The following is a 22,385-nucleotide window of genomic DNA, read 5'->3' on the forward strand; positions in this document are numbered from 1 at the left end:
CGCCGCCGGCCTCGACCCCCGGCCCCGTACCGCGGCGGCGGCGAAGCCCGCGACCCGCGCAGCCTGCCCGGTGCCGCCCGGCCGTGTCCCGGTCGCCGGCCGGCGGGCTCCCGTGCCGCGGCCTCCGGCGCGTCCCGTACCGTGCGGCGGCCGCGCCGCACTGGCGCCCGCGGCCTGCGCCGCGCTCATCGCGGCACCCGCAGCCGCTCGGCGACCGACAGCAGCTCGCGCCACTGGTCGCCCAGCCCGGGCGGGCCGCTGTCGGGGTCCTTGAAGAAGAACCCGAGGCCCGGCACCGGCCCCGTCATCCCGGCCTCGTGGGCGCGGGCGACGATCCGGACGAGGTCGAGGACCAGCGGCGCGGCGAGCGCGGAGTCGCAGCCCTGCCAGATGGTCTGCAGCACCATGCGGGTGCCGAGGAAGCCGTCGAAGACGACGTGGTCCCAGGCGGTCTTCCAGTCGCCGAGGGCGGGGACGTCGTCGATGTGCACCTCGCCGTCGACGCCGGTGCCGAGGGAGTCGGCGAGGACCCGCTCCTTGCCGACGTTCTTGGCCGCCGCGGCGGCCGGGTCGCCGGCCAGGTTGGCGCCGTCGCCGCCGCCGAGGAGGTTGGTGCCGGACCAGGCCCGTACCTCCAGCGCGCGCTGGAGGAACATCGGCGCCAGCACCGAGCGCAGCAGCGTCTGGCCGGTCTTGCCGTCGCGTCCGGCGTACGGCAGGCCGGCGGCGGCGGCCGCCTCGCGCAGCCGCGGGTGGTGCAGTCCGGTGGAGGGGGTGAAGTTGACGTACGCGGCGCCGGCGCGCAGCGCGGCGGCGGCGTAGCAGGACGAGGGGGGCAGCGCGCCCTCCCCGGCGACCGGCTCGGTGGAGGCGACGTTGACGACGACGACGCGGGCGAGGTCACGGCGGCGGGCGAAGCCGGTGATGTCGGCGGCGTACGAGGCGATCAGCGCCTCTTCGTCGTACGCCTCGCCGGGCTCCGGGCCGCCGTTGCGTATCTCCTCGTCGGCGGCGGCCAGTTCGGCGCCGACGGCGGCGGGCAGCCCGTGCGGGAGCACGCCGCCGGCGGCGAGTTCCTCCGCGCGCTTGGGCAGCGGGGTGCAGGACACGTCGTGGCCGCCGAAGACCAGCCGGCCAGGGGCCGGCAGCCCGCAGTCGGCGAAGGGCGCGGTCTCGGTGACCAGGCCGGCGGCCGGGTGGAGTCCGGCGGCCAGGGCGGCGCAGCCGGTGATCACGGTCGTGGCGACGGAGCCGCGGGCGCCGATGAGCCAGACGCCGGTATCGGCCGGCACCGGTTGCTCCGGTTTCGGCGGGGTGTCTTGTGGATGGACCGTCACGGCTGCTGCCTCCCACGTGTGTTCAGTTCAGATACACGGTGTGCCCGCGGGCGGGGGGTGTTGCGGCCCCCCGCCCGCGGCGTTCACGGGAGATCCTTCACCCTGATGTTGCGGAACGACACCTCGTCGCCGTCACCGTGGTTTTGGATCCCGATATGTCCGTCCGCGAGGCTGCGGGCGGGGTCGGTGTTGGTGAAGTCGTTGACCTTCACGTCGTTGAGGAAGATCTGCAGGCGCTCCCCCTCGACGCGCAGTTCGAAGGTGTTCCACTCCCCCGGCGGGTTGAGCGCCTCGTCCCGCGCGGCGATGTCGGCGGACTGGAAGCCGTAGACGGCACCGGTGGTCCGGTCCGGGGAGTCGGTGGCGTCGATCTGGATCTCGTAGCCGTTGTCGACCGCCGACCAGGGGTCGTCGGAGGGCGGGAACCCGATGAAGACGCCGGAGTTGTCGTCGCCCGCCACCCGCCAGTCGAGCTTCAGCGAGTACGAGGTGAACGCCCTGGCCTCGTACCAGAGCATGCCCATGCCGCCCTCCGAGGTCAGGACGCCGTCCTCCAGGCGGAACGAGCCCGGACCGGCCTGCTTCCAGCCCTCCGTGGAGGTGCCGTCGAAGATCGGAGTGTAGTCGCTCGCGGCGGCGGCGCAGTCGGATTCGACGGCGCCGGCGGCGTACTGGATGCCGCCCAGGAGGTGAGTGCGGAACTCCGGCTCGGCGTACGACTCCTTGGTGTGGCCCAGGCCGGTGTAGAACGACCGGCCGTCCTCGTAGGTCTGGCACCAGGAGATCGGGTGGTCCCCGCCCATGTTCCCGCCGCTGTACGAGCCCTCGTCGAGGGTCGCCAGCACGCGGGCCTGCTCGCGCGGGTTGGTGCGGTAGTTGTACCACTCGTCGGTGCGCACCCACTCCTCGCCCAGGTGGGCGGTGGCGGGGTGGTCGTGGTCCTCGACCTCGACGGTGGCCTGCTGGATCTGCGGGTGGGAGTCGAAGTACGCGCCGACCAGGCCGCCGTAGAACGGCCAGTCGTACTCGGTGTCGGCGGCCGCGTGGACGCCGACATAGCCGCCGCCGGAGCGCACGTAGTCCTCGAAGGCGCGCTGCTGGCTGGCGTTGAGGACGTCGCCGGTGGTGGAGAGGAAGACCACGGCGTCGTACTGCTGGAGGTTGCCGGGGGTGAACGCGCCGGAGTCCTCGGTGGCGTCGACGGTGAAGCCGTTCTCGGCGCCGAGTTCGCGGATGGTGGCGATGCCGTCGGGGATGGAGTCGTGGCGGAAGCCGGCGGTCTTGGAGAAGACCAGCACGTGCTCGCCCTCCGACTTGTCGGCGGGCTTCTCGGCCACGGCCGGCGAGGAGTTCAAGGCCATGGCGGTGAGCAACACGGCCGCCGCCACAAGGGCGAGACGTCCGGGAGCCTTCATGGGGGTGCTCCTTCGAGGGTTGTCGGGTCTGTCGGGTCTGCGGGTGTGTCGGGTCTGCGGGTCGGTGGGGTGGGGGGGGTGGGGGGGGAGCTATTCGGTGGTGAGGGTGAAGTCGTCCACGTCGTACAGCGCGCCCGTGCCGCTGCCGGCGAAGACGAGGTAGAGCCCGGTGGTGCCGTCCGGGGCGCCCGACAGGTCCGCCGTGACGTCCTGGAACGTCTCCCATCCGCCGGTGACGGGCACCTCGGTGGAGCCGAGGAGCGTCCCGTCCGGGCCGCCCGCGCGCACCTGGAGGGTGCCGCCGGCGCCGGCGGAGGAGATCCGGGCGGTCAGTTCGGTGACGTCCGACAGGACCCAGGGCTCGAAGGCGATCCAGTCGCCGGCGTCGATGTCGCCGACCGTCCGGCCGCCGTTGGCCCCCGCCTTCTCGTAGAGCGTGACGCCCTCGGCGGTGTCGTGGTGCTCGGCCTGGCGGTGCCTGGGCTGGAGCTTGGCCTGGTCGGTCCCGGTCAGGGCGTCCTGGCCGCCGGCTCCGCCGTCGGTGTAGGTGGCGGTGATGCCGCCGTAGAGGTCGGCGTGCGGGTCGTGCTCGCCGTCGGAGGCGGTCTTCAGGGTGCCCTCGCATCCGTTGCGGCTGGTGATCTCGTGGCCGTGGGAGTCGTGCCCGAGGAGGTAGGCGACCCGGACCCCGGCGCAGTCGATCGTGTCCTCCTCCGGGTCGGTGACGGTGACCTTGAACGGCACCTCGTCCCCGAAGGAGAAGGACTGGCCGTCCGCGGGCAGGTCCAGCGTCACGGTGGGCGCGGTGTTGCCGACGGTGATCCGCACGTTCGCGCTGCCGGTGCTGCCGCCGGGGTCGGTGACGGTGAGCGTGACGTGGTACGTGCCGTTCTCCGCGTAGGAGTGCGAGGGGTTCGGCTGGTCGGAGGTGGCGCCGTCGCCGAAGTCCCAGGCGTACGTCAGCTCGGTGCTGTCCGGGTCGGTGGTGCCCGCGGAGGAGAACTGCACCGCGAGGGGCGCCTGTCCGGAGGTGACGTCGGCCGCCGCCTCGGCTATCGGGGAGGCGCCGCCGGTCATGTTCTCGATGCGGTAGAGGGCGGAGTTCTCGTCGCCGCCGAAGTAGCCGGTGCCGTAGTCGAGGACGTAGAGGGCGCCGTCGGGGCCGAAGTCCATGTCCATCACCTGCGTGCCGGACCAGGGAAAGTCGTTGATCGCGGAGACGGTGCCGTCCTCGCCCTGCTCGATCCGCTTGATCCACTTGCGGCCGAACTCGCCGGCGAAGAAGTCGCCCTCGTACTCGGCGGGGAAGGCCACGGCGGAGCCGGGGTCGACCTCGTCCCGGCGGTAGACGGGGCCGCCCATCGGGGACTCGGAGCCGCCGCCGAACTCGGGGACGCTGTCGCCGTCGTAGGGGATCCACGCGGCCTGGGCGGGGGGCAGCTCGGTCAGGCCGGTGTTGTGCGGCGAGTCGTTGACGGGTGCGCCGCAGTTGTACGCGCCGCCGGAGGAGCCGTTGCCGAAGTCGTACTCGACGTAGGCGTCGTTGTCGCCGGTGCAGTACGGCCAGCCGAAGTTCCCGGGCTCGGTGATGCGGTTGAACTCGACCTGGCCGCCGGGGCCGCGGGTGCCGCTGGCGGCGCCGGCGTCGGGGCCGTAGTCGCCGAGGTAGACGGTGCCGGTGGCCTTGTCGACGCTCATCCGGAACGGGTTGCGAAAGCCCATCGCGTAGATCTCGGGCCGGGTCTTCTCCGTACCCGGCGCGAAGAGGTTGCCCGCGGGGATGTCGTACGACCCGTCGGCGTTGACCTTGATCCGCAGCACCTTGCCGCGCAGGTCATTGGTGTTGCCCGCGGAACGCTGCGCGTCGAACGCCGGGTTGCGGTCGGCACGCTCGTCGATCGGCGTGTAGCCGTCGGACGCGAACGGGTTGGTGTCGTCACCGGTGGACAGGTACAGGTTGCCCTCGGCGTCGAAATCGATGTCCCCGCCCACGTGACAGCACTGGCCGCGGGAGGCCGGCACGTCGAGGATCGGCTTCTCGCTGCCGGTGTCCAGGGTGCCGTCCTCGTTCAGCACGAAGCGGGAGAGCCGGTTCACCCCGTCGAACGGCTCGAAGTCGGCGGCGCCGCCGGTCGCCGGCGCATCCCCGGCGGGGGTGTCGAGCGGCGGCGCGTAGTAGAGGTAGACGAAGCGGTTGGACGCGAAGCCCGGGTCGACGCCGACGCCCTGCAGCCCCTCCTCGTCGTGCTGGTACACCTCAACCCGGCCGGCCACCCTGGTCGTACCGGCGGCGTCCGTCAGCCGCACCGTGCCGTCGCGCGCGGTGTGCAGGACCGACCGGTCCGGCAGCACGGCCATCGTCATGGGCTCGCCCATCTCCGGTTCGCCCTTGGCCAGCGTCACCTGCTGGAACTCCGCCGCGGCGGGGCGGTCGTGGCCGGGGTGCGCGGCCCCGCTGCCGGACGAGGTCAGCACGAGGGCGGGGACGGCCAGGAGGGCGGCCGCCGCCATCGCGAGGGGTCTCCGGATCTTTCTGGTGTGCACCTGATCTCTCCTGCCAGAGTGGGGGGTTCATGTCAGGGACATCACAGGAACGTAACCGTCTTTTGCAGGATAGAGAAGTCCTTTGACAGCAACTTCAGTTGTCTTCATCCTCGATGCGGACAAAGTGCCGTCCAGACATGCCGGAGCGGCCCGGCGGCCACCGCCGCCGGGCTCCGCTCCCCGCCGGGGACGGCGGTCAGTCGCCGCCGAAGGCGGCGTCGAACGACGTCTGCGGCGGCTCGAAGTCGAGGGCCTTCAGCGACCGCAGCGCCTCGGGCGCGCCCTGCAGCCGGTCCATGCCGGCGTCCTCCCACTCCACCGAGACCGGCCCCTCGTAGCCGATCGAGCGGAGCATCCGGAAGACGTCCTCCCACGGCACGTCGCCGTGGCCGGCCGAGACGAAGTCCCAGCCGCGCCGCGGGTCTCCCCACGGCAGGTGCGAGCCGAGCCGGCCGTTGCGGCCGTCGAGCCGCTTGCGGGCCTCCTTGCAGTCCACGTGGTAGATGCGGTCCTTGAAGTCCCACAGGAACCCGACCGGGTCGAGGTCCTGCCAGACGAAGTGGCTGGGGTCGAAGTTCAGCCCGAAGGCGGGCCGGTGGCCGATCGCCTCCATCGCCCGGTGCGTCGTCCAGTAGTCGTACGCGATCTCCGAGGGGTGCACCTCGTGCGCGAAGCGCACGCCCTCGGCGTCGAACACGTCGAGGATCGGGTTCCACCGGTCGGCGAAGTCCTGGTAGCCGCGCTCGATCATGTGCGGCGGCACCGGGGGGAACATCGCCACCAGGTGCCAGATCGACGAGCCGGTGAAGCCGATGACGGTGTCCACCCCGAAGGCCTTCGCCGCCCGCGCGGTGTCGGCGATCTCGGCGGCGGCCCGCTGCCGGACGCCCTCGGGCTCTCCGTCGCCCCAGATACGGGCGGGGAGGATGGCCTGGTGGCGCTCGTCGATCGGGTGGTCGCAGACCGCCTGGCCGACCAGGTGGTTGGAGATCGCCCAGCACTTCAGGCCGTACTTCTCCAGCAGCGCGTGGCGGCCGTCGAGGTAGCCGGGCTCGTTCAGGGCCTTGTCCACCTCGAAGTGGTCGCCCCAGCAGGCGAGTTCGAGGCCGTCGTAGCCGAAGTCGCGGGCCAGCCGGCAGACCTCCTCCAGGGGGAGGTCCGCCCACTGACCGGTGAACAGGGTGAAAGACCGGGGCATCGTGCCTGCCTCTTTCTCCGGAGAGCCTCCGGGGGTGTTCGGCTGTTCCGGGCGGGGTCGGGTCAGGCCGGGTCGGCCTGGCCCACGGGCGTGTAGACGGCGTTCTTCTGCGCGCTCTCCTCCACGGCCGCCAGCACCCGCTGCACCTGGAGCCCGTCCGCGAAGGACGGCTCGGGCTGCGACCCGGCGGCGATGGCGTGGACGAGGTCGCGGGCCTGGTGGACGAAGGTGTGCTCGTACCCGAGGCCGTGGCCCGGCGGCCACCACGCCGCCAGGTAGGGGTGTTCCGGCTCGGTGACCAGGACCCGGCGGAAGCCCGCGGTCTCGGCCGGCTCCGCGTGGTCGTGCAGCTGGAGTTCGTTGAGCCGCTCCAGGTCGAAGGAGAGCGAGCCGGACTCGCCGTTCAGCTCCACCGACAGGGCGTTCTTGCGGCCCGCCGCCATCCGGCTGACCTCGAAGGACGCCAGCGCCCCCGAGGCCGTCCGGCCGGTGAAGAGGGCCGCGTCGTCCACCGTGACCGCACCGCGCTCGCCGCCGCCGGCCGCCGCGCCGGAGAGCCCGGCCGCCGCCGACGGCAGCGGCCGCTCCTTGACGAACGTCTCGGTCTGCGCCGAGACCCCCGTCAGCAGCTCGCCGGTGAGGAACTGGGCCAGGTCGACGATGTGCGCGCCGAGGTCGCCGAGCGCCCCCGAGCCCGCCTTCTCCCGCTGCATCCGCCAGGCGAGCGGAAAGTCCGGGTCGACGAGCCAGTCCTGCAGGTACGTCACACGCACGTGCCGCAGCGCACCGAGCCGGCCGCGGGCGATCAGCTCCCGCGCGTACGCCAGCGCGGGCACCCGGCGGTAGTTGAAGCCGACCATGGCGAGCTGCCCGCGCTCCCGCGCCCGCGCCGCGGCGTCGGCCATCGCCTCGGCCTCGGCGACGGTGTTGGCGAGCGGCTTCTCGCACAGCACGTGCTTGCCCGCCTCCAGCGCGGCGACGGCGATCTCCGCGTGGCTGTCGCCCGGCGTGCAGACGTCGACGAGCTGCACGTCGTCCCGGGCGATGAGCCGGCGCCAGTCGGTCTCCGCGGCGGCCCAGCCGAGCCGGCGGGCCGCGGTGGCCACCTTGTCCTCGTCGCGGCCGCAGATCGCGGCCATGACGGGGTTCAGCGGCAGGTCGAAGACCCGGGCGGCGGTCCGCCAGCCCTGCGAATGGGCCGCCCCCATGAACGCGTAGCCGACCATGCCGACGCCGAGCGCGGGTGCGGTCGTGTCGTGGGACATAGAACTCCTTGTCAGTAGGCTGCTTCCGGCGCGCCGCAGCGGTCGTTCCCGGGATCTGCTGGGGGCTGCGGCTCCTGGCGCTGGAATCCCGTCAGTTGAAGCCGGTCGGCAGGTACTGGTCGATGTTCTCCTTGCTCACGACCGCCGAGTACAGCGTGATCGACGCCGGGATCTCGAACTCGGCCATGCCGGCCACGCCCTTCTGCTGGCCGAGGGCGCGCGCCAGGTCGATCGCGGAGGCGGCCATCGACGGCGGGTAGAGGACGGTGGCCTTGATCACCCCGTCGTCGGCCTTGATGGCGTCCATCACCGCCTTGGAGCCGGCGCCGCCGACCATGAAGAACTCGTCGCGGCCCGACTGGTCGATGGCCCGCTTGACGCCCACGCCCTGGTCGTCGTCGTGGTTCCAGATCGCGTCGAACTCCGGCACGGCCTGCAGCAGGTCCGACATCTTGCGCTGCCCGGACTCGACGGTGAACTCGGCGGCCTGCCGGGCCACCTTCTCGACGTTGGGGTAGTTCTTCAGTGCGTCGTCGAAGCCCGCCGTGCGCTGCTGGGTCAGCTCCAGGTTGTCCAGCCCCGCCAGCTCGACGACCTTGGCGTTCTCCTTGCCCTTGAGCTGCTCGCCGATGAAGCGGCCGGCGTTCAGGCCCATGCCGTAGTTGTCGCCGCCGATCCAGCAGCGGTACGCCTGCGGGTCGTCGAAGATCCGGTCCAGGTTGACGACGGGGATGCCGGCCCGCATGGCCTTCAGCCCCGCCTGCGTCATCGCCTTGCCGTCGGCCGGCAGGATGACCAGGACGTCGACCTTCTTGTTGATCAGGGAGTCGACCTGGCCGATCTGGGTGGCCGTGTCGTTCGACCCCTCGGTGATGTCGAGGGTGACGTCCTCGTACTTCTCCGCGCGCGAGCGCGCGTTGTCGTTGATGGCGTTGAGCCAGCCGTGGTCGGCCTCCGGGCCGGCGAAGCCGATGGTGACGGGCTTGCCGGGCTTGTCGTTGGAGACGTTCGCCTGCTGCTGCTCGGAGCCGCTGTCGTCGTCGCCGTCGTCATTGCTGGTGCAACTCGTGAGGAAGGCGGCCGCCGAGACACCGGCGGCACCGAAGAGCATGTTTCTACGGCTGAAAGGCGATTCGGGCATGTGGGTGCGACCCTTCATTGCGTCGAGGACTTGCGCGAGGTCTGGTGCTGGATAAGGACGGCGGCGACGATGATCGCCCCCTTGGCGATCTCCTGGACCGCGCTCTGCACGTTGTTGAGGGCGAACAGGTTCGTGATGGTGGTGAAGACGAGCACGCCCAGCACGGAGCCGATGATGGTGCCGCGGCCGCCGCTGAGCAGGGTGCCGCCGATGATCGCGGCGGCGATGGCGTCCAGTTCGTACAGGTTGCCGTTGGTGTTCTGGCCGGAGCCGCTGAGCGCGATCAGCATGAACGCCGCGATGCCGCAGCAGAGTCCGGACAGGGCGTACAGCATCAGCCGCTGCCGCTTGACGTCGATGCCGGCGAGCCGGGCGGCCTCGGGGTTGCCGCCGACCGCGACGGTGCGGCGGCCGAAGGTGGTGCGGTTGAGCAGCACCCAGCCCAGGATGGCGACGCCGAAGAAGATGAGGACCAGCGGCGGGATGCCGAGGATGCGGTTGTCCGCCGCCATGAGGTCGAGCACCGCGTCGACCTCGACGATCTGCGTGCCGCCGTCGCTCATCTGCTCGGCGAAGCCGCGCGCGGAGGCCAGCATGGCGAGCGTGGCGATGAACGGCACCAGATTGCCGTACGCGATGAGCACGCCGTTGACGAGTCCGCAGCCGATCCCCACGGCCACCGAGCAGAACAGCATGCCGGCCAGGCCGTAGTCCTGGGTGGCCTGGGTCGTCGCCCAGACGGAGGCGAGGGCGACGATGGCGCCGACCGACAGGTCGATGCCGCCGCCGATGATGACCAGCGTCATCCCGATGGTGACCACGCCGATCGCCGACGACTGGACCAGGATGAGCCGGACGTTGTCGACGTCCAGGAACTGGTCGGGCTTGGTGACGGCGCCGACGACGGCCAGCACGCCGAGGACGCCGAGCAGCGCCACCAGTCTCAGGTCGACGAAACTCTGCCACCCGGCGGCGGGGCCGTTCCCCTTCGGCTTCTCCGGCGCCGGGGCGGGAAGCGAGTCCGATTTGCTCAGCACTTACGAGGTCCCTTCCATGACGAGGTCGAGCACCCGGTGCTCGTCGAGGTCCCGGGCCGGGGCGGAGTGCACCACCTGGCCCTCGCGCAGCACGAGGACCCGGTCGGCGAGGCCGAGGACCTCGGGGAGTTCGCTGGAGACGAGCAGGACCGCGACGCCTTCGTCGGCGAGCCTGCGGATGAGCGCGTACAGCTCGGCGCGGGCGCCGACGTCCACGCCGCGGGTCGGCTCGTCCAGCAGCAGCACCCGGCAGTCCCGCAGCAGCCAGCGCGCGAGCACCGCCTTCTGCTGGTTGCCGCCGGAGAGCGTGCGGACGGCCGCGTCGGGGTTGTCGGGGCGCAGCGACAGGTCGCGTACGGCCGCCCGGGCCGCGGAGCGCTCCCCCGACCGGTCCAGCCAGCCGCCGGTGGAGAAGCGTGCAAGGGAGGAGATGGAGACGTTGCGGCTCACGGACTCGGTCATCAGCAGCGCCTGGGACTTGCGCTCCTCGGGGGCCAGCCCGATGCCCGCCCGGACGGCGGCCGTGACGCTGCCGGGGCGGAGCGGGCGGCCCTCGACGAGCACCCGGCCGGCGGTCGGCTTGCGCGCGCCGAAGACGGTCTCCAGGATCTCCGAGCGGCCCGAGCCGACCAGGCCGGCGAGACCGACGATCTCGCCGGGGGCCAGCTCCAGGTCCACCGGCGCGAACTCGCCCTGCCTGGCCAGCCCTTCGAGGGTGAGCACCGGGGTCTTCCCGGCGGGCGGCGCCGCGGGCCGCTCGGGGAAGACGTGCGCGACGTTGCGGCCGGTCATGAGGGTGACGATCTCGTTGGTCGAGGTGCTCTGCGCCGGCAGCCCGCGGGCGACGGCGCGGCCGTCCTTGAGGACGGTGACGCGGTCGCCGATGCGGCGGATCTCCTCCAGCCGGTGCGAGATGTAGATGACGGCGACGCCCTGCGCGGTGAGGTCGGCGACGATGCGGAAGAGGTTGGAGACCTCGTCGGGGTCGAGGGCGGCGGACGGCTCGTCCATGACGATGAGCTTCACGTCGTGGGAGAGCGCCCGGGCCATGGAGACGACCTGCTGGCCGGCGGCGGAGAGGTTGCCGACGATGGTGGCGGCGGATATCTCCGGGTGGCCCAGCCGGCCCAGCAGCGCCTGGGCGGCGGACTGCGCCTCGCGGGCCCTGATGAACCCGCCGGAGGAGCGCTCGTGGCCGAGGAAGACGTTCTCCGCCACCGACAGGTGCCGCACCAGGTCGAGTTCCTGGTAGATCGTGGCGACGCCCAGGCGCATGGCGGCCACGGGCGACTTCAGCGCGGTCTGTTCGCCCTGCCAGACGATGGTGCCCTCGTCGGGCTGGTGGGCACCGGCCAGGACCTTGATGAGGGTGGACTTGCCGGCGCCGTTCTGGCCCAGCAGGCAGTGCACCTCGCCGGCCTCGACGTCGAGGTCGACGCCGTCGAGCGCGCGGACGCCGGGGAAGGACTTGGTGATCCCCGTCATGGTGAGCAGGGGTGTGGCGGGGGCAGGCGGCGTATCGGACGTGGGCGCCATGTACGGATCTCCTCGGCGGTGCTCCCCCCGCGGCTGCGCAGGCGCAGGTTGGGCAGGGTGGAGCGCAAACGGGCGGGTTCACCGGGTGGTGCGATGCGGTACGGGGTCGTCGGGGGCAGCGGAGTGGTGCGGGGCCCGCACGGGTGGTGCGGTGCGGTGGTGCGGTGGTGCGCGGGCCGGGGGTGGTGCGGGCCGTACGGGTGGTGCGCGGGTGTCCCCGCCCGGCGTCAGGCGGGCGAGAACAAGTGGTCGCTGGTGAGCCGGGCGGCGCCGATCACGCCCGCGGTGGGGCCGAGCTCGCCGAGCACGATGGGCAGGTTGCCGGTCGCCAGCGGGAGCGACTGGCGGTAGACCTGGGTGCGGATGGCGGCGAGCAGCGTGTGGCCGAGGCCGGTGACGCCGCCGCCGATGACCACCAGCCCCGGGTTGAAGAAGCTGACCAGGCCGGCGATGACCTGGCCGGTACGGGTGCCGCCCTCGCGGATGAGGTCCAGCGCGACCGCGTCGCCGGCCGTCGCCGCCGCAGCGACGTCCCTGGCCGCCAGCTCACCGCCCTCCTCCAGCCGGGCGGCCAGCTGCGCGGACCGCCCCTCGCGGGCGGCGGTCTCGGCGTCCCGGGCGAGGGCCGAACCGCCGAAGTACGCCTCCAGACAGCCGCGGTTGCCGCAGGCGCAGGGGCGCCCGTCCACCTCCACCTGGATGTGGCCGATGTCCCCGGCGCTGCCGTTCGTACCGCGGTAGACCTCGCCGCCGACGACGACGCCGCAGCCGATGCCGGTGCCGATCTTGACGTAGAGGAAGTCCCGTACGGCACGGGCGACTCCGGCGTGCTGCTCGCCCTGGGCCATGATGTTCACGTCGTTGTCGACCATGACCGGGCAGCCCAGCTCCTGGCTGAGGGCCTCGCGGACCGGGAAGCCGTCCCAGCCGGGCATGATCGGCGGCGCGACCGGCACGCCTTCGGGGAAGCGGACGGGACCCGGGACGCCGATGCCGGCGCCGTCGAAGCCCTCCGCCACCCCGGAGGCGCGGAGCTTGGCCGCCATCGCCAGCGCCTGCTCGAAGACCGCGACGGGGCCCTCGCGCACATCCATGGGCTGAGTCAGGTGGCCGAGCACCTCCAGCTCGGCGTTGGTGACCGCCACGTCGACGGAGGTGGCGCCGATGTCGACGCCGAGGAACCGCAGCGAGGGGGCGAGGCGGATGTTGTGCGACCTGCGCCCGCCCCGGGAGGCGGCGAGGCCGTCGGCGACCACGAGCCCGGTCTGCAGCAGCCGGTCGATCTCGACCGCCAGCTTGGAACGGGACAGTTCCACCTGGTCGCCGAGCTGCGCCCGGGAGTTCGGGCCGCCGTCACGCAGCAGACGGAGCAGTCGCGCCTGGTGCGCGTTCGCGGGCCGAGCTGTCATGCGCCTCACGTCACTCCCCTCCCCGGCCTCGCGTACGTCGTCCTCGTACGCCGTCGTCGGCTTTCCACGGGGAACGTAGCAGTGGTTGGCCACTGAGGGAAGAAGTTCTGCGGGAATCGGTATCTACTTTCTCCACCATCAGGACAAAGGTGGGGTGCCGATCGGCGGCGTACGGCTGGCGTCCCGCCGGGTGGTGCGGGCCGATCAGCGCACGGAACGCGCAGGGGCGCGGGGAGACCACCGCGAGCGCGGGCACCGGAGGGCAAAGCCCGTGACCCCGGACCCACCCTCGCGGCACGCGACCTGCGTACGCTGGCCGCCATGGGTCGGGTGACGGAACGGCGTCCGGTGGTACGGGTCCGGGGCGGGCGGGTGGACCGGCGGGCGGACACCCTGGTCGCGGAGGAGCCGCTGGAGATCCGGCTGGCCGGCCGGCCGCTGGCGATCACCATGCGCACCCCCGGCGACGACTTCGCGCTGGCGGCCGGGTTCCTGGTCAGCGAGGGCGTCCTCGCGCGCGGCGCGGAGCTGGCGTCCGTGACGTACTGCGCGGGAGCCGCCACCGCCACCGGCGCGGGCGGCGCGGCGGGCGGCAACACGTACAACGTGGTGGACGTCCGCCCGGCCGCGGGCGTGGTGCTGCCGGACATCACGCTGGAGCGGAACGTCTACACGACGTCGTCGTGCGGGCTGTGCGGCAAGGCGAGCCTGGACGCGGTCCGCACCACCGCCCGCTGGCCGGTCGGCGACGCGGACATGCGGCTGACGCCGGAGGTGCTGTCCGCGCTGCCGGCGCGGCTGCGCGCCGGGCAGCGGGTCTTCGACCGCACAGGGGGGCTGCACGCCGCCGCGCTGTTCACGCCGGCCGGGGAGCTGCTCGACCTGCGGGAGGACGTGGGCCGCCACAACGCCGTGGACAAGCTGGTCGGCCGGGCGCTGCGGGAGGACCGGCTGCCGCTGGCCGGGACCGTGCTGATGGTCTCGGGCCGGGCCTCCTTCGAGCTGGCGCAGAAGGCGGCGATGGCGGGGATCCCGGTGCTGGCCGCGGTCTCGGCGCCGTCGTCCCTGGCCGTGGACCTCGCGGCGGAGACGGGGATGACGCTGGTCGGGTTCCTGCGCCGCGACGCCATGAACGTGTACGCGGGCGAGCAGCGCGTCGCGCTCGACTGACCGGGCCTCCGCGCCGCGCTCCCGCGCCGGCGAGCCCGGGCCCCGGGACGGCGCCGGCGCGCGTGCGACAGCCGCGTGCGCGGCGCGGCCGGGTACGGCGAGGAGCTGGCCGGGCATCCGCCGGGCGAGCTCCGCGAGCCACCGGCCGCCGGACGGGCGGGCCGCACGGCCGCGTTCGCTGTCGCCAGAGCCGTCGGGCCCGCCGCCGCGGCGGTGCGCGCGCCCCGCGCGGGTAGACAGTGTCCACTTCCGTGGTAGACACTGTCCACCATGGCCCCGGACACCCGTGCCCGCCTGCTGGGGGCGGCCCTCGAACTGCTCGACGAGCAAGGCGTCGACGCCCTCACCCTGCGCGCCATCGCCCGGCGCTGCGGCGTCTCCCACGGCGCCCCGCTCAAACACTTCCCGCACCGCGCGGCGCTGCTGTCGGCCGTCGCCACCCGGGGGTTCCACGAACTCACCGACTGGGTCGGCGCGGCCCTGGCCGGGCTCCCGCCGGACGCGAGCCCCGCCCGGCGGCTGCGCACGGGCACGCGCGCGTACGTGGAGTACGCGGTGGCCCGGCCCGCGATGTTCGCGCTGATGTTCCGGCGCGACCTGCTCGACCCGGACGACCGCGACCTCGCCCGCGCCTCGCTGGGCGGCTTCGACAGCCTCGTCCGCCTCGTGGAGGCCCGGCAGGCCGAGGGCTGGCGGGCCGGCGCCGACCCCCGGCTGCTCACCGGCGCCCTGTGGTCCGCCATGCACGGCACCGCCGAGCTGTGGTCCTGGGGCGCCCTGCCGCTGGCCACCGGCGCGACGACCCTCGACGACGTTCTCGACGGCCTCTGCGGGGCGTTCGAGATCGGCCCACCCACCGCACGACGAAAGCGAACCACGCCATGACCACCACCCCTCCCCCGGACTTCGACCGGGAGACCGCCGTCCACGCGACGCCGGGCGAGCCCGGTTCGTACGACGCGGACCTGCCCGGCGCGTGGAAGGTCGGCCAGGGCATCAACGGCGGCGTGCTGCTGGCCATGACCGCCCGCGCCCTCAGCGCCGAGCTGGGCACGGCTCCCGAGGACCGCCCGGAGGCCCACCACCCCGACCCGCTGTCCGTCTCCGCGTACTACCTCTCCACCGCCACCGCGGGCCCGGCCGCCGTCCGCACCGAGACCGTCCGCCGCGGCAACTCCGTCTCGCACGGCGGCGCGGAGCTGCTCCAGCGGGAGGAGCCGGGCGCGGACCCGGTGGCCCGGCTGCGCGTCCTGGCGGCGTACGGAAACCTCGACGAGCAGGCCGGCGACGTCCTGACGGCCGCGAAGCCCCCGGTGCTGGCCCCGGTGGAGCAGTGCATAGGCAGCGACCTGGCGCCGCCGGAGTTCCGCGCGGAGTCGCCGCTGCTGGGCCGCGTCGACCTGCGGCTGGACCCGTCGTGCGTGGGCTGGGCGGTCGGCGCGCCGTCCGGGAGAGGCGAGATGAAGGGCTGGTTCCGGCTGCCCGAGGGCCGCGACCCGGACCCGATGCTGCTGCTGATGGCGACCGACGTCCTGCCCCCGGCCAGCTTCGACCTGGGCATGGTCGGCTGGGCCCCGACGCTGGAGCTGACCGCCCACGTCCGCGCCCGGCCGGCGCCGGGGTGGCTGCGGGTGGTGCACGCGACCCGGAACGTGGCGGGCGGCTACATGGAGGAGGACGCGGAGATCTGGGACTCGGCGGACCGCCTGGTGGCCCAGTCCCGCCAACTGGCCCGCCTGCCGCGCCAGTCGTGACCGGAGCCGCTCCGCGGGCCGCCCTGCCCGCGGAGCGGCGACGGCCGGGTGCGCCCCGGGAAGACCGGCGGCTGCGCGGTCGGCCTGCCGGCCCGACCGGTGGCCCGGCCGTCAGCCGGCGTCCAGCACCGGCCCTGCGGGCACCGGCCCGGCATGCGCGCCGAGGAGGGTGGCCTCCTCGCGGACGACGGCGCCGGCCAGCCGGGCGCCCAGCTCGCGCTGGAACTCCTGGAAGGAGGCCAGTTCGGGCAGTCCCTCGCCGTCCACCACGTGGACGAAGGTGACCCCGTCCGCCAGCCGGAAGCTGCTGTACCGCAGCCCGGGCGGCGCGGCGCTCGCCAGTTCGGCGAAGACGCCCTCGATCAGGCGCTGGTTCTCGTCGGCGCACTCCGGCCTGGTCTGGTAGCGGATCACTGCTGCGCTCATCGGGTTCTCCTTGATCGGTTCGCTGCCGCCGACGGGCCCTCCGGCCGGTCGGCCGTCCCCGATACAGACAACGCGGACGCCCGCGGCTCATCGCCGCGATGACTCAAGGCCCTCCCTGGTGTCAGTACCGGTGACAGCGAACAACTGGAGGATCTCTCGTGAGCAGCAAGGACCGGACGACCGCCGCGCAGCGCTGGGTGCTGGGCCTGACCTCGGCCGGGGCGCTGATGGTGGCGCTCGACGTACTGGTGGTGGCCGCCGCGATCGGCACCATCCGGCAGGACCTCGGCGCCTCCGTGGAGGAGCTGGAGTGGACGGTGAACGCCTACACCCTCAGCGCCGCGATGCTGCTGATGATCGCCGCGGCCCTCGGCGACCGGTGGGGCCGCAGGCGGATGTTCGCCGTCGGGCTGGGCCTGTTCACCGCCGCCTCGGCGGCGTGCGCCCTCGCCCCGTCCGTCGGGTGGCTGATCGCCGCCCGCGCCGTGCAGGGGGCCGGGGCGGCGGTCGTCATGCCGCTGGCGATGAGCCTGCTCGGCGCGGCCTTCCCGCCCGCGCGCCGGGGCTGGGCGACCGGCGTCTTCAACGGTCTGACGGGGCTCGGCGTGCTGGGCGGCCCGGTCGTCGGCGGCGCCGTCACCGAGGGCCTGGCCTGGCAGTGGATCTTCTGGATCAACGTGCCCGTCGGCGCGGTGGCGATTCCGCTCGTCCTGCTGCGGATCGGCGAGAGCAGGGGAGCACCCCGCCGGCTGGATCTGGCCGGCGCCGCCCTCGTCACCCCGGCGGTCCTCGGCATCGTCTGGGGTGTCGTACGCGGGGAGCCGGCCGGCTGGGCCAGTGCCGAGGTGCTCGGCTCGTTCGTGGCCGGGGGCGTGCTGCTGCTGTCGTTCCTGGCCTGGGAGCGCCGTGCGCCGCAGCCGATGATCCCGTTGACCTACTTCCGGTTGCGTCCGTTCTCGGCCGGCAACGCGGCGGGCTTCCTGCTCACGGCCGCGCTGTTCGGTGCGGTGTTCTTCATGGCCCAGTACATGCAGGCGGCCTTCGGCGCCGGGCCGCTGGAGGCCGGACTGCGGCTGCTGCCGTGGACCGGGACGCTCTTCCTGGTGGCGCCCGTCGCCGGACGGCTTCTGGACCGGATCGGCGAACGGCCGCTGATCGTCGCCGGACTGGTGCTGAAAGCCGGCGGTATGTTCTGGATCAGCCAGGTGAGCAGTGGTTCGGCACAGTACGGTGAACTCGTGGTGCCGCTGGTGGTGGCGGGGTGCGGCGTCTCCATGGCGCTGCCCGCGACGCAGAGCGCGAGCGTCGGGGCGCTGCCCCCGGAGGCGGTCGGGCTGGCCTCCGGCGTCTTCAGCATGATGCGGCAGGTGGGCGGGGCCGTCGGGGTCGCCGTGCTGACCGCGGTCTTCACCGCGGCCGGGGGCTACGAGTCCTTCGCCGGCGCGTTCACCCGGGCCCTGGTGGTCTGCGGCGTGCTGTCGTTGCTCGGCGCGGCCGCGGGACTCGGCGCGGGCGTACGGCGCGGCGTACCCGCCGGTTCCGCCCGTACGGGCACCCGTCCGGCGGTGGCGGAGGAGCTGCGGTGAACCTGGAGAGCGAGTTCGCCCGGCATCGGGGCGAGTTGGTCGCGCACTGCTACCGCATGCTCGGCTCGCTGCACGACGCGGAGGACGTGGTGCAGGAGACGTACCTGCGCGCCTGGAAGGGCTTCGCGGACTTCGAGCGGCGCTCCTCTGTCAGGACGTGGCTCTACCGGATCGCCACCCGGCTCAGCCTGAACGCCCTGCGGCACAGCAGCCGCCGGCTGGTGCCCTCGGCGCTGGGCGCCCCCGGCACCGACCCGAACGCCCTCGCCCCGCCGGAGCTGGCGACGGCCTGGCTCGAACCCTTCCCCGACCACCTGCTGGGCCCGGATCCGGCGCAGGTGGTGGGGACCCGGCAGAGCCTGCGGCTGGCGCTGGTCGCCGCGTTGCAGCACCTGCCCCCGCGCCAGCGGGCCGTACTGATCTTCCGGGAGGTGCTCGCCTGGCCGGCGGCGGAGGTGGCCGAGCTGTTCGGGACGACACCCGCGGCCGTCAACAGCTCGCTCCAGCGGGCGCGCGCCGAGCTGGCCAGGGTCGCCCCCGCGGAGGACCGGCTGAGCGAACCCGACGCGCCCGCGCGGCGTGCCCTGCTCGACCAGTACGCCAGGGCGTTCGAGCATGCGGACCTGGCCGCGCTGGAGGGCCTGTTGACCCGGGACGTCCGGTGGGAGATGCCGCCGAGGCCCACGTGGTTCCACGGCCGCGAGGACGTGCTGCGGCTGCTGGCGGCGAAGCTGGTCCCCGGCGGGGGAATGCGGACGACGGTGGCGACGTCGGCGAACGGCCAGCCCGCGTTCGCGGTGTACACCCGGGGGAAGGACGGCGGCTTCCACGCGCGGTACCTCCAGGTGCTGACGCTGGCCGAAGAAGGCGTCTCGGCGGTACTGGCGTTCCACCGTCCGGACCTGTTCCCGTCGTTCGGGCTGCCGGTCGACCGGGCCGCGTAGCCGGGACCCGACATCTGCGCACGGTCCTCGTGCCCTGGTCATCGCCGACCCGGCGGGGGAAGGAGATATCCGTGCCGGCGGACAGCCGAGGGGTGCGCCGCCCGGGACCGCGGCGCGGCGGGGTGTGGACGCGGTGGCGTCGGTGGTACCCATGGCGGCGTGGAGTGGTTTTCGTCCGACGCGTACTGGCTGGGGCGGCTGGTCTTCCAGCGCGGGCTCGCCGTGCTGTACGTCGTCGCCTTCGTCGCCGCGGCGCGGCAGTTCCGGCCGCTCATCGGGGAGCGCGGCATGCTGCCCGTGCCGCGGTTCACCGCGCGGGTGCCGTTCCGGCGGGCGCCGAGCCTGTTCCAGTTACGGTACTCCGACCGGCTGTTCGCGGCCGTCTCCTGGGGCGGTGCGGTGCTGGCCGCCGCGGTGGCCGCCGGGGCGGCGGACGCCGTGCCGCTGTGGGCGGCGATGCTGCTGTGGGCGGTGCTGTGGCTGCTGTACCTGTCGATCGTCAACGTGGGCCAGGCGTGGTACTCGTTCGGCTGGGAGTCGCTGCTGCTGGAGACCGGTTTCCTCGCGGTCTTCCTCGGCAACGACACCGTGGGGCCGCCGGTGCTGGTGCTCTTCCTGCTGCGCTGGCTGCTGTTCCGGGTCGAGTTCGGCGCCGGGTTGATCAAGATGCGCGGCGACCGCTGCTGGCGCAGGCTGACCTGCCTGTACTACCACCACGAGACCCAGCCCATGCCCGGCCCGCTCAGCTGGTTCTTCCACCACCTGCCCCGGCCCCTGCACCGGGTCGAGGCCGCCGCCAACCACGTCGCCCAACTCGCGCTGCCGGTGCTGCTGTTCACGCCGCAGCCGGTCGCCACCTGGGCGGCCGCCGCCATGATCGTCACCCAGCTCTGGCTGGTGCTCTCCGGGAACTTCGCCTGGCTCAACTGGCTGACCGTCCTCGTCGCGCTCACCGCGGTCGACGGCCGGCTCGTCGCCGCCCACACCCCGCTGCCCGCACCGCCCGAGGCCGGCGGCACGCCCGCGTGGTTCGCGGCCGCCGTCTTCGCCGCCACCGCGCTCGTGCTGGCGCTGAGCTGGTGGCCCGCCCGCAACCTGCTCTCCCGGCGGCAGCGCATGAACGCCTCGTTCAACTCCCTGCACCTGGTCAACACCTACGGCGCCTTCGGCAGCATCACCCGCGTACGGCACGAGATCGTCGTCGAGGGGACGGAGGACACCCGGCCCACCGGGGCGAGCGTGTGGCGGGAGTACGGGTTCCGCGGCAAACCCGGCGATCCGCGGCGGCTGCCGCGGCAGTTCGCCCCGTACCATCTGCGCCTCGACTGGCTGATGTGGTTCGCCGCGCTCTCCCCCGCGTACGCGGAGCGCTGGTTCGGCCCCTTCCTCCACCGCCTGCTGCGCGGCGACCGCGACACCCTGCGGCTGCTGCGCCACAACCCCTTCCCCGACCGCCCGCCCGGCAGCGTCCGCGCCCGGCTCTTCCGGTACGAGTACACCGACCGGGCCGAGCTGCGCCGCACGCGCGCGTGGTGGCGGCGCGAGTTCGTACGCGAGTACGCCCCGCCCGTGTCGGCCGGGGACCGCGCGCCGCGCTGACCCGCGCCGCGCCTCAGCCCGGCCCCGCGAGCCGCTGCAACCCCACGACGCGCAGCAGCTCCAGCCGTTCGTACGACTCGCTGCCCGGCCGCGCCGTGTAGATCACGAGGCGCTGGTCGTGCTCGGGGTTCAGCAGCACCTCGCAGTCCAGCTCCAGCAGCCCGACGACGGGGTGGACGAACCGCTTGACGTCCCGCCGCCGCACCGCCACGTCGTGCGCCTCCCACAGCGCCGCGAACTCCGCGCTGCGCGCCCGCAGCCGCCGCACCAGCCCGGCGGTCCGGGCGTCGTCCGGGCGCCGGGCGAGGGTGGCCCGCAGGTCGGCGACGGTGGCGCGGGCGGCGTGGTCGCGGTCCTCGGGCGGCAGGAACTCCCGGGCGGCCGGATCGGTGAAGTAGCGCCAGACGAGGTTGCGCCCGTCCCCCGGGCGGCCGGCGGCGTCCCCGCTCAGCGCCAGCGACATGGCGTTCTGCGCCAGCACGTCGCCGCGGTCGCTGACGACCTGGGCCGGGGTGTCGGTGAGCCGGTCCAGGAGCAGCAGCAGCCCGGGGCGCACGTGCCCGGTGCCGCCCCGGGCCCGGGGCGGCTCCTCGCCCGCGAGGTGGAACAGGTGGTCGCGCTCGTCGCCGCTGAGCCGGAGGCCGCGGGCGACGGCGGCGAGCATCTGCCGGGACGGGCGGGAGCCCCGGGCCTGTTCGAGCCGGGTGTAGTGGTCGGTGGACATGCCGGCGAGCTGCGCCACCTCCTCGCGCCGCAGGCCCGGGGTGCGCCGCCGGGCGCCCTGCGGCAGGCCCACGTCCGCGGGGGTGAGGCGGGCGCGGCAGCGCCGCAGGAAGTCGGCCAGCTCGGTTCTGTCCACCCATCCAGCGTGCCTCGCCCGCCGGCGCGCAGCCAGGGACGGCCGGTCCCCGGACAGGTCCGTCTCTCCCGCCCGGCGCGGCCGGGTCGCACGCTGCCGACGAGGGGCCGCGTCCGCGGCGCCCCGACGACGACGGGCCGGGTCGACGGCCCGGGACCGGAGAGATCATGAGCGTGCTGGTGACGGGGGCGACGGGCAAGGTCGGGCAGCGATTCGTGCCGCGGCTGCTGCAGTGGGCGGGCGGCGGCGGGGTGCGGCTGCTGGTGCGCGACGCGGAGCGGGCCGCGCCGTTCGCCCGGCTCGGCGCGGAGGTCGTCGTCGGCGACCTGCGCGACCCGGGCGATCGGCGCAAGGCGCTGGCCGGCGCGCGGGACGTGGTGCACGTCGCGGCGGCGTTCCGCGGCGTGCCGGACGAGGAGGCGTACGCGGTCAACCGGGATGCGACGCTGGCGCTGGGCGAGGAGGCGGCGGCCCAGGGCGTGCGGCGCTTCGTCTTCACCAGCACCAACCTCGTCTACGGCGCCGGGCGCGGCCGCCCCGCCGTGGAGACCGACGAGCCGCGGGCGGACGGCATGCTGACGGGCGCGTACCCGCGGGCGAAGACCGAGGCGGAGCGCGGCCTGCTGGCGCTGCACCGCGAGCGCGGCCTCGACGTCCGCGTCGCACGGCTGGCGTTCGTCTACGGGGACGGCGACCCGCACATCGAGGAGGCCCTGCGGCACCTGCCCGGCTGGGCGGCCCACCAGCGGTTGCAGATGGTGCACCACGCGGACGTCGCGCAGGTGCTGTGGCGGGTGCTGCGCGCCCCGGGCGTCGCCGGGCAGGTCTACAACGTGGCGGACGACGCGCCGGTCAGCATCGTGGAGCTGCTGGAGCTGGTCGGCGCGGAGGTGCCGGAGGGGATGGCGGAGCGGGCGTCGGAGGACCCCTGGCACGGGGTGGTCTCGAACCGGCGGCTCCGGGACGAGCTGGGCTTCCGCCCGCTGTACCCGTCGCTGTGGACGGCCCGCGACGCGGGCGCGCTGTAGCGGCCGCGGGGACGCCCCGCCGGGGCCCGGTCCGTACGGGCCGGGCCCCGGCGCTGTCGCGGACCCCGGCCCGCCTCGCACTTTCCCCGTCCGCACCCCGCGGCTGCCCGCGCCACGCCATCCTGGACCCACCACCC

At 73.8% G+C, this 22,385-nt stretch carries 18 protein-coding genes; 7 read left to right on the forward strand and 11 right to left on the reverse strand.

All coding sequences use genetic code 11. The features are described from left to right. Window positions 1-185: 185 nt before the first annotated feature. From ACHZ99_RS08960 to ACHZ99_RS09000, 9 genes are all read right to left on the reverse strand, one after another. The gene (locus tag ACHZ99_RS08960; protein ID WP_420303865.1) at window positions 186-1,337 is read right to left on the reverse strand and encodes an inositol-3-phosphate synthase; all 1,152 of its coding nucleotides are present in this window, start codon (window positions 1,335-1,337) and stop codon (window positions 186-188) included. An 83-nt stretch (window positions 1,338-1,420) separates the two neighbouring features. Further along, window positions 1,421-2,752 carry a ThuA domain-containing protein gene (locus ACHZ99_RS08965; protein ID WP_420303866.1) on the reverse strand — a complete coding sequence of 444 codons (1,332 nt, stop codon included), beginning with the start codon at window positions 2,750-2,752 and terminating at the stop codon, window positions 1,421-1,423. A gap of 90 nt (window positions 2,753-2,842) precedes the next feature. Further along, entirely contained in the window at window positions 2,843-5,263 is a 2,421-nt protein-coding gene (locus ACHZ99_RS08970) for a PQQ-dependent sugar dehydrogenase (protein ID WP_420304027.1), read from the reverse strand. Window positions 5,264-5,492: 229 nt separating this feature from the next. Beyond that, the gene (locus ACHZ99_RS08975; protein ID WP_420303867.1) at window positions 5,493-6,494 is read right to left on the reverse strand and encodes a sugar phosphate isomerase/epimerase family protein; all 1,002 of its coding nucleotides are present in this window, start codon (window positions 6,492-6,494) and stop codon (window positions 5,493-5,495) included. A gap of 62 nt (window positions 6,495-6,556) precedes the next feature. Then, window positions 6,557-7,759, reverse strand: coding sequence for a Gfo/Idh/MocA family protein (locus ACHZ99_RS08980; protein ID WP_420303868.1), 1,203 nt, complete (start codon window positions 7,757-7,759; stop codon window positions 6,557-6,559). A 91-nt stretch (window positions 7,760-7,850) separates the two neighbouring features. Beyond that, window positions 7,851-8,870: a substrate-binding domain-containing protein gene (locus ACHZ99_RS08985; RefSeq protein WP_420303869.1), complete on the reverse strand. Its 1,020-nt coding sequence runs from the start codon at window positions 8,868-8,870 to the stop codon at window positions 7,851-7,853. Window positions 8,871-8,914: 44 nt separating this feature from the next. Continuing rightward, window positions 8,915-9,937, reverse strand: coding sequence for an ABC transporter permease (locus ACHZ99_RS08990; protein WP_420303870.1), 1,023 nt, complete (start codon window positions 9,935-9,937; stop codon window positions 8,915-8,917). Then, window positions 9,938-11,473, reverse strand: a complete 1,536-nt coding sequence (locus tag ACHZ99_RS08995) for a sugar ABC transporter ATP-binding protein (protein ID WP_420303871.1) — start codon at window positions 11,471-11,473, stop codon at window positions 9,938-9,940. It lies immediately after the preceding gene. A gap of 227 nt (window positions 11,474-11,700) precedes the next feature. Continuing rightward, complete coding sequence (locus ACHZ99_RS09000) at window positions 11,701-12,882, reverse strand: ROK family protein (protein WP_420303872.1); 1,182 nt, start codon at window positions 12,880-12,882, stop codon at window positions 11,701-11,703. 321 nt (window positions 12,883-13,203) lie between these two features. Here ACHZ99_RS09000 and fdhD point away from each other — a divergent pair, with 321 nt between their 5' ends. The 3 genes from fdhD to ACHZ99_RS09015 all read left to right on the forward strand — a co-directional run bounded on the left by fdhD (window position 13,204) and on the right by ACHZ99_RS09015 (window position 15,806). Further along, on the forward strand, window positions 13,204-14,052 hold the full coding sequence (fdhD, locus tag ACHZ99_RS09005) for a formate dehydrogenase accessory sulfurtransferase FdhD (RefSeq protein WP_420303873.1): 849 nt from the start codon (window positions 13,204-13,206) through the stop codon (window positions 14,050-14,052). A gap of 270 nt (window positions 14,053-14,322) precedes the next feature. Then, window positions 14,323-14,937 carry a TetR/AcrR family transcriptional regulator gene (locus tag ACHZ99_RS09010; RefSeq protein ID WP_420303874.1) on the forward strand — a complete coding sequence of 205 codons (615 nt, stop codon included), beginning with the start codon at window positions 14,323-14,325 and terminating at the stop codon, window positions 14,935-14,937. Beyond that, window positions 14,934-15,806, forward strand: coding sequence for a thioesterase family protein (locus ACHZ99_RS09015; protein ID WP_420303875.1), 873 nt, complete (start codon window positions 14,934-14,936; stop codon window positions 15,804-15,806). The genes ACHZ99_RS09010 and ACHZ99_RS09015 overlap by 4 nt, the downstream gene beginning before the upstream one ends. A gap of 111 nt (window positions 15,807-15,917) precedes the next feature. Here the strand turns inward: ACHZ99_RS09015 and ACHZ99_RS09020 are convergent, their stop codons facing one another. Continuing rightward, entirely contained in the window at window positions 15,918-16,232 is a 315-nt protein-coding gene (locus ACHZ99_RS09020) for a hypothetical protein (RefSeq protein WP_420303876.1), read from the reverse strand. A 158-nt stretch (window positions 16,233-16,390) separates the two neighbouring features. Here ACHZ99_RS09020 and ACHZ99_RS09025 point away from each other — a divergent pair, with 158 nt between their 5' ends. The 3 genes from ACHZ99_RS09025 (at window position 16,391) to ACHZ99_RS09035 (ending at window position 20,361) form a co-directional block, all read left to right on the forward strand. Further along, entirely contained in the window at window positions 16,391-17,818 is a 1,428-nt protein-coding gene (locus tag ACHZ99_RS09025; RefSeq protein WP_420303877.1) for a DHA2 family efflux MFS transporter permease subunit, read from the forward strand. Continuing rightward, the gene (locus ACHZ99_RS09030) at window positions 17,815-18,762 is read left to right on the forward strand and encodes a sigma-70 family RNA polymerase sigma factor (protein ID WP_420303878.1); all 948 of its coding nucleotides are present in this window, start codon (window positions 17,815-17,817) and stop codon (window positions 18,760-18,762) included. The genes ACHZ99_RS09025 and ACHZ99_RS09030 overlap by 4 nt, the downstream gene beginning before the upstream one ends. A 159-nt stretch (window positions 18,763-18,921) precedes the next feature. Further along, entirely contained in the window at window positions 18,922-20,361 is a 1,440-nt protein-coding gene (locus ACHZ99_RS09035; protein ID WP_420303879.1) for a lipase maturation factor family protein, read from the forward strand. A 13-nt stretch (window positions 20,362-20,374) separates the two neighbouring features. Here ACHZ99_RS09035 and ACHZ99_RS09040 read toward each other — a convergent pair whose 3' ends face one another. Continuing rightward, the gene (locus ACHZ99_RS09040) at window positions 20,375-21,220 is read right to left on the reverse strand and encodes a helix-turn-helix transcriptional regulator (protein ID WP_420303880.1); all 846 of its coding nucleotides are present in this window, start codon (window positions 21,218-21,220) and stop codon (window positions 20,375-20,377) included. A 167-nt stretch (window positions 21,221-21,387) separates the two neighbouring features. Between ACHZ99_RS09040 and ACHZ99_RS09045 the strand changes: the two genes are divergently transcribed. Then, on the forward strand, window positions 21,388-22,248 hold the full coding sequence (locus tag ACHZ99_RS09045; RefSeq protein WP_420303881.1) for an NAD-dependent epimerase/dehydratase family protein: 861 nt from the start codon (window positions 21,388-21,390) through the stop codon (window positions 22,246-22,248). The last annotated feature ends 137 nt before the right edge of the window (window positions 22,249-22,385 follow it).

This window comes from Streptomyces sp. MAR4 CNX-425 (assembly GCF_048656465.1).
In the GTDB taxonomy this organism is placed as follows: domain Bacteria; phylum Actinomycetota; class Actinomycetes; order Streptomycetales; family Streptomycetaceae; genus Streptomyces.

What these genes read in the sequence shown, in the direction of transcription:
- ACHZ99_RS08965 (WP_420303866.1), bottom strand. Translation starts at nt 2,752, where the DNA reads ATGAAGGCTCCCGGACGTCTCGCCCTTGTGGCGGCGGCCGTGTTGCTC.
- ACHZ99_RS08970 (WP_420304027.1), bottom strand. Translation starts at nt 5,263, where the DNA reads ATGGCGGCGGCCGCCCTCCTGGCCGTCCCCGCCCTCGTGCTGACCTCG.
- ACHZ99_RS08975 (WP_420303867.1), bottom strand. Translation starts at nt 6,494, where the DNA reads ATGCCCCGGTCTTTCACCCTGTTCACCGGTCAGTGGGCGGACCTCCCC.
- ACHZ99_RS08980 (WP_420303868.1), bottom strand. Translation starts at nt 7,759, where the DNA reads ATGTCCCACGACACGACCGCACCCGCGCTCGGCGTCGGCATGGTCGGC.
- ACHZ99_RS08985 (WP_420303869.1), bottom strand. Translation starts at nt 8,870, where the DNA reads ATGCTCTTCGGTGCCGCCGGTGTCTCGGCGGCCGCCTTCCTCACGAGT.
- ACHZ99_RS08995 (WP_420303871.1), bottom strand. Translation starts at nt 11,473, where the DNA reads ATGGCGCCCACGTCCGATACGCCGCCTGCCCCCGCCACACCCCTGCTC.
- ACHZ99_RS09000 (WP_420303872.1), bottom strand. Translation starts at nt 12,882, where the DNA reads ATGACAGCTCGGCCCGCGAACGCGCACCAGGCGCGACTGCTCCGTCTG.
- fdhD (WP_420303873.1), top strand. Translation starts at nt 13,204, where the DNA reads ATGGGTCGGGTGACGGAACGGCGTCCGGTGGTACGGGTCCGGGGCGGG.
- ACHZ99_RS09010 (WP_420303874.1), top strand. Translation starts at nt 14,323, where the DNA reads ATGGCCCCGGACACCCGTGCCCGCCTGCTGGGGGCGGCCCTCGAACTG.
- ACHZ99_RS09015 (WP_420303875.1), top strand. Translation starts at nt 14,934, where the DNA reads ATGACCACCACCCCTCCCCCGGACTTCGACCGGGAGACCGCCGTCCAC.
- ACHZ99_RS09020 (WP_420303876.1), bottom strand. Translation starts at nt 16,232, where the DNA reads ATGAGCGCAGCAGTGATCCGCTACCAGACCAGGCCGGAGTGCGCCGAC.
- ACHZ99_RS09045 (WP_420303881.1), top strand. Translation starts at nt 21,388, where the DNA reads ATGAGCGTGCTGGTGACGGGGGCGACGGGCAAGGTCGGGCAGCGATTC.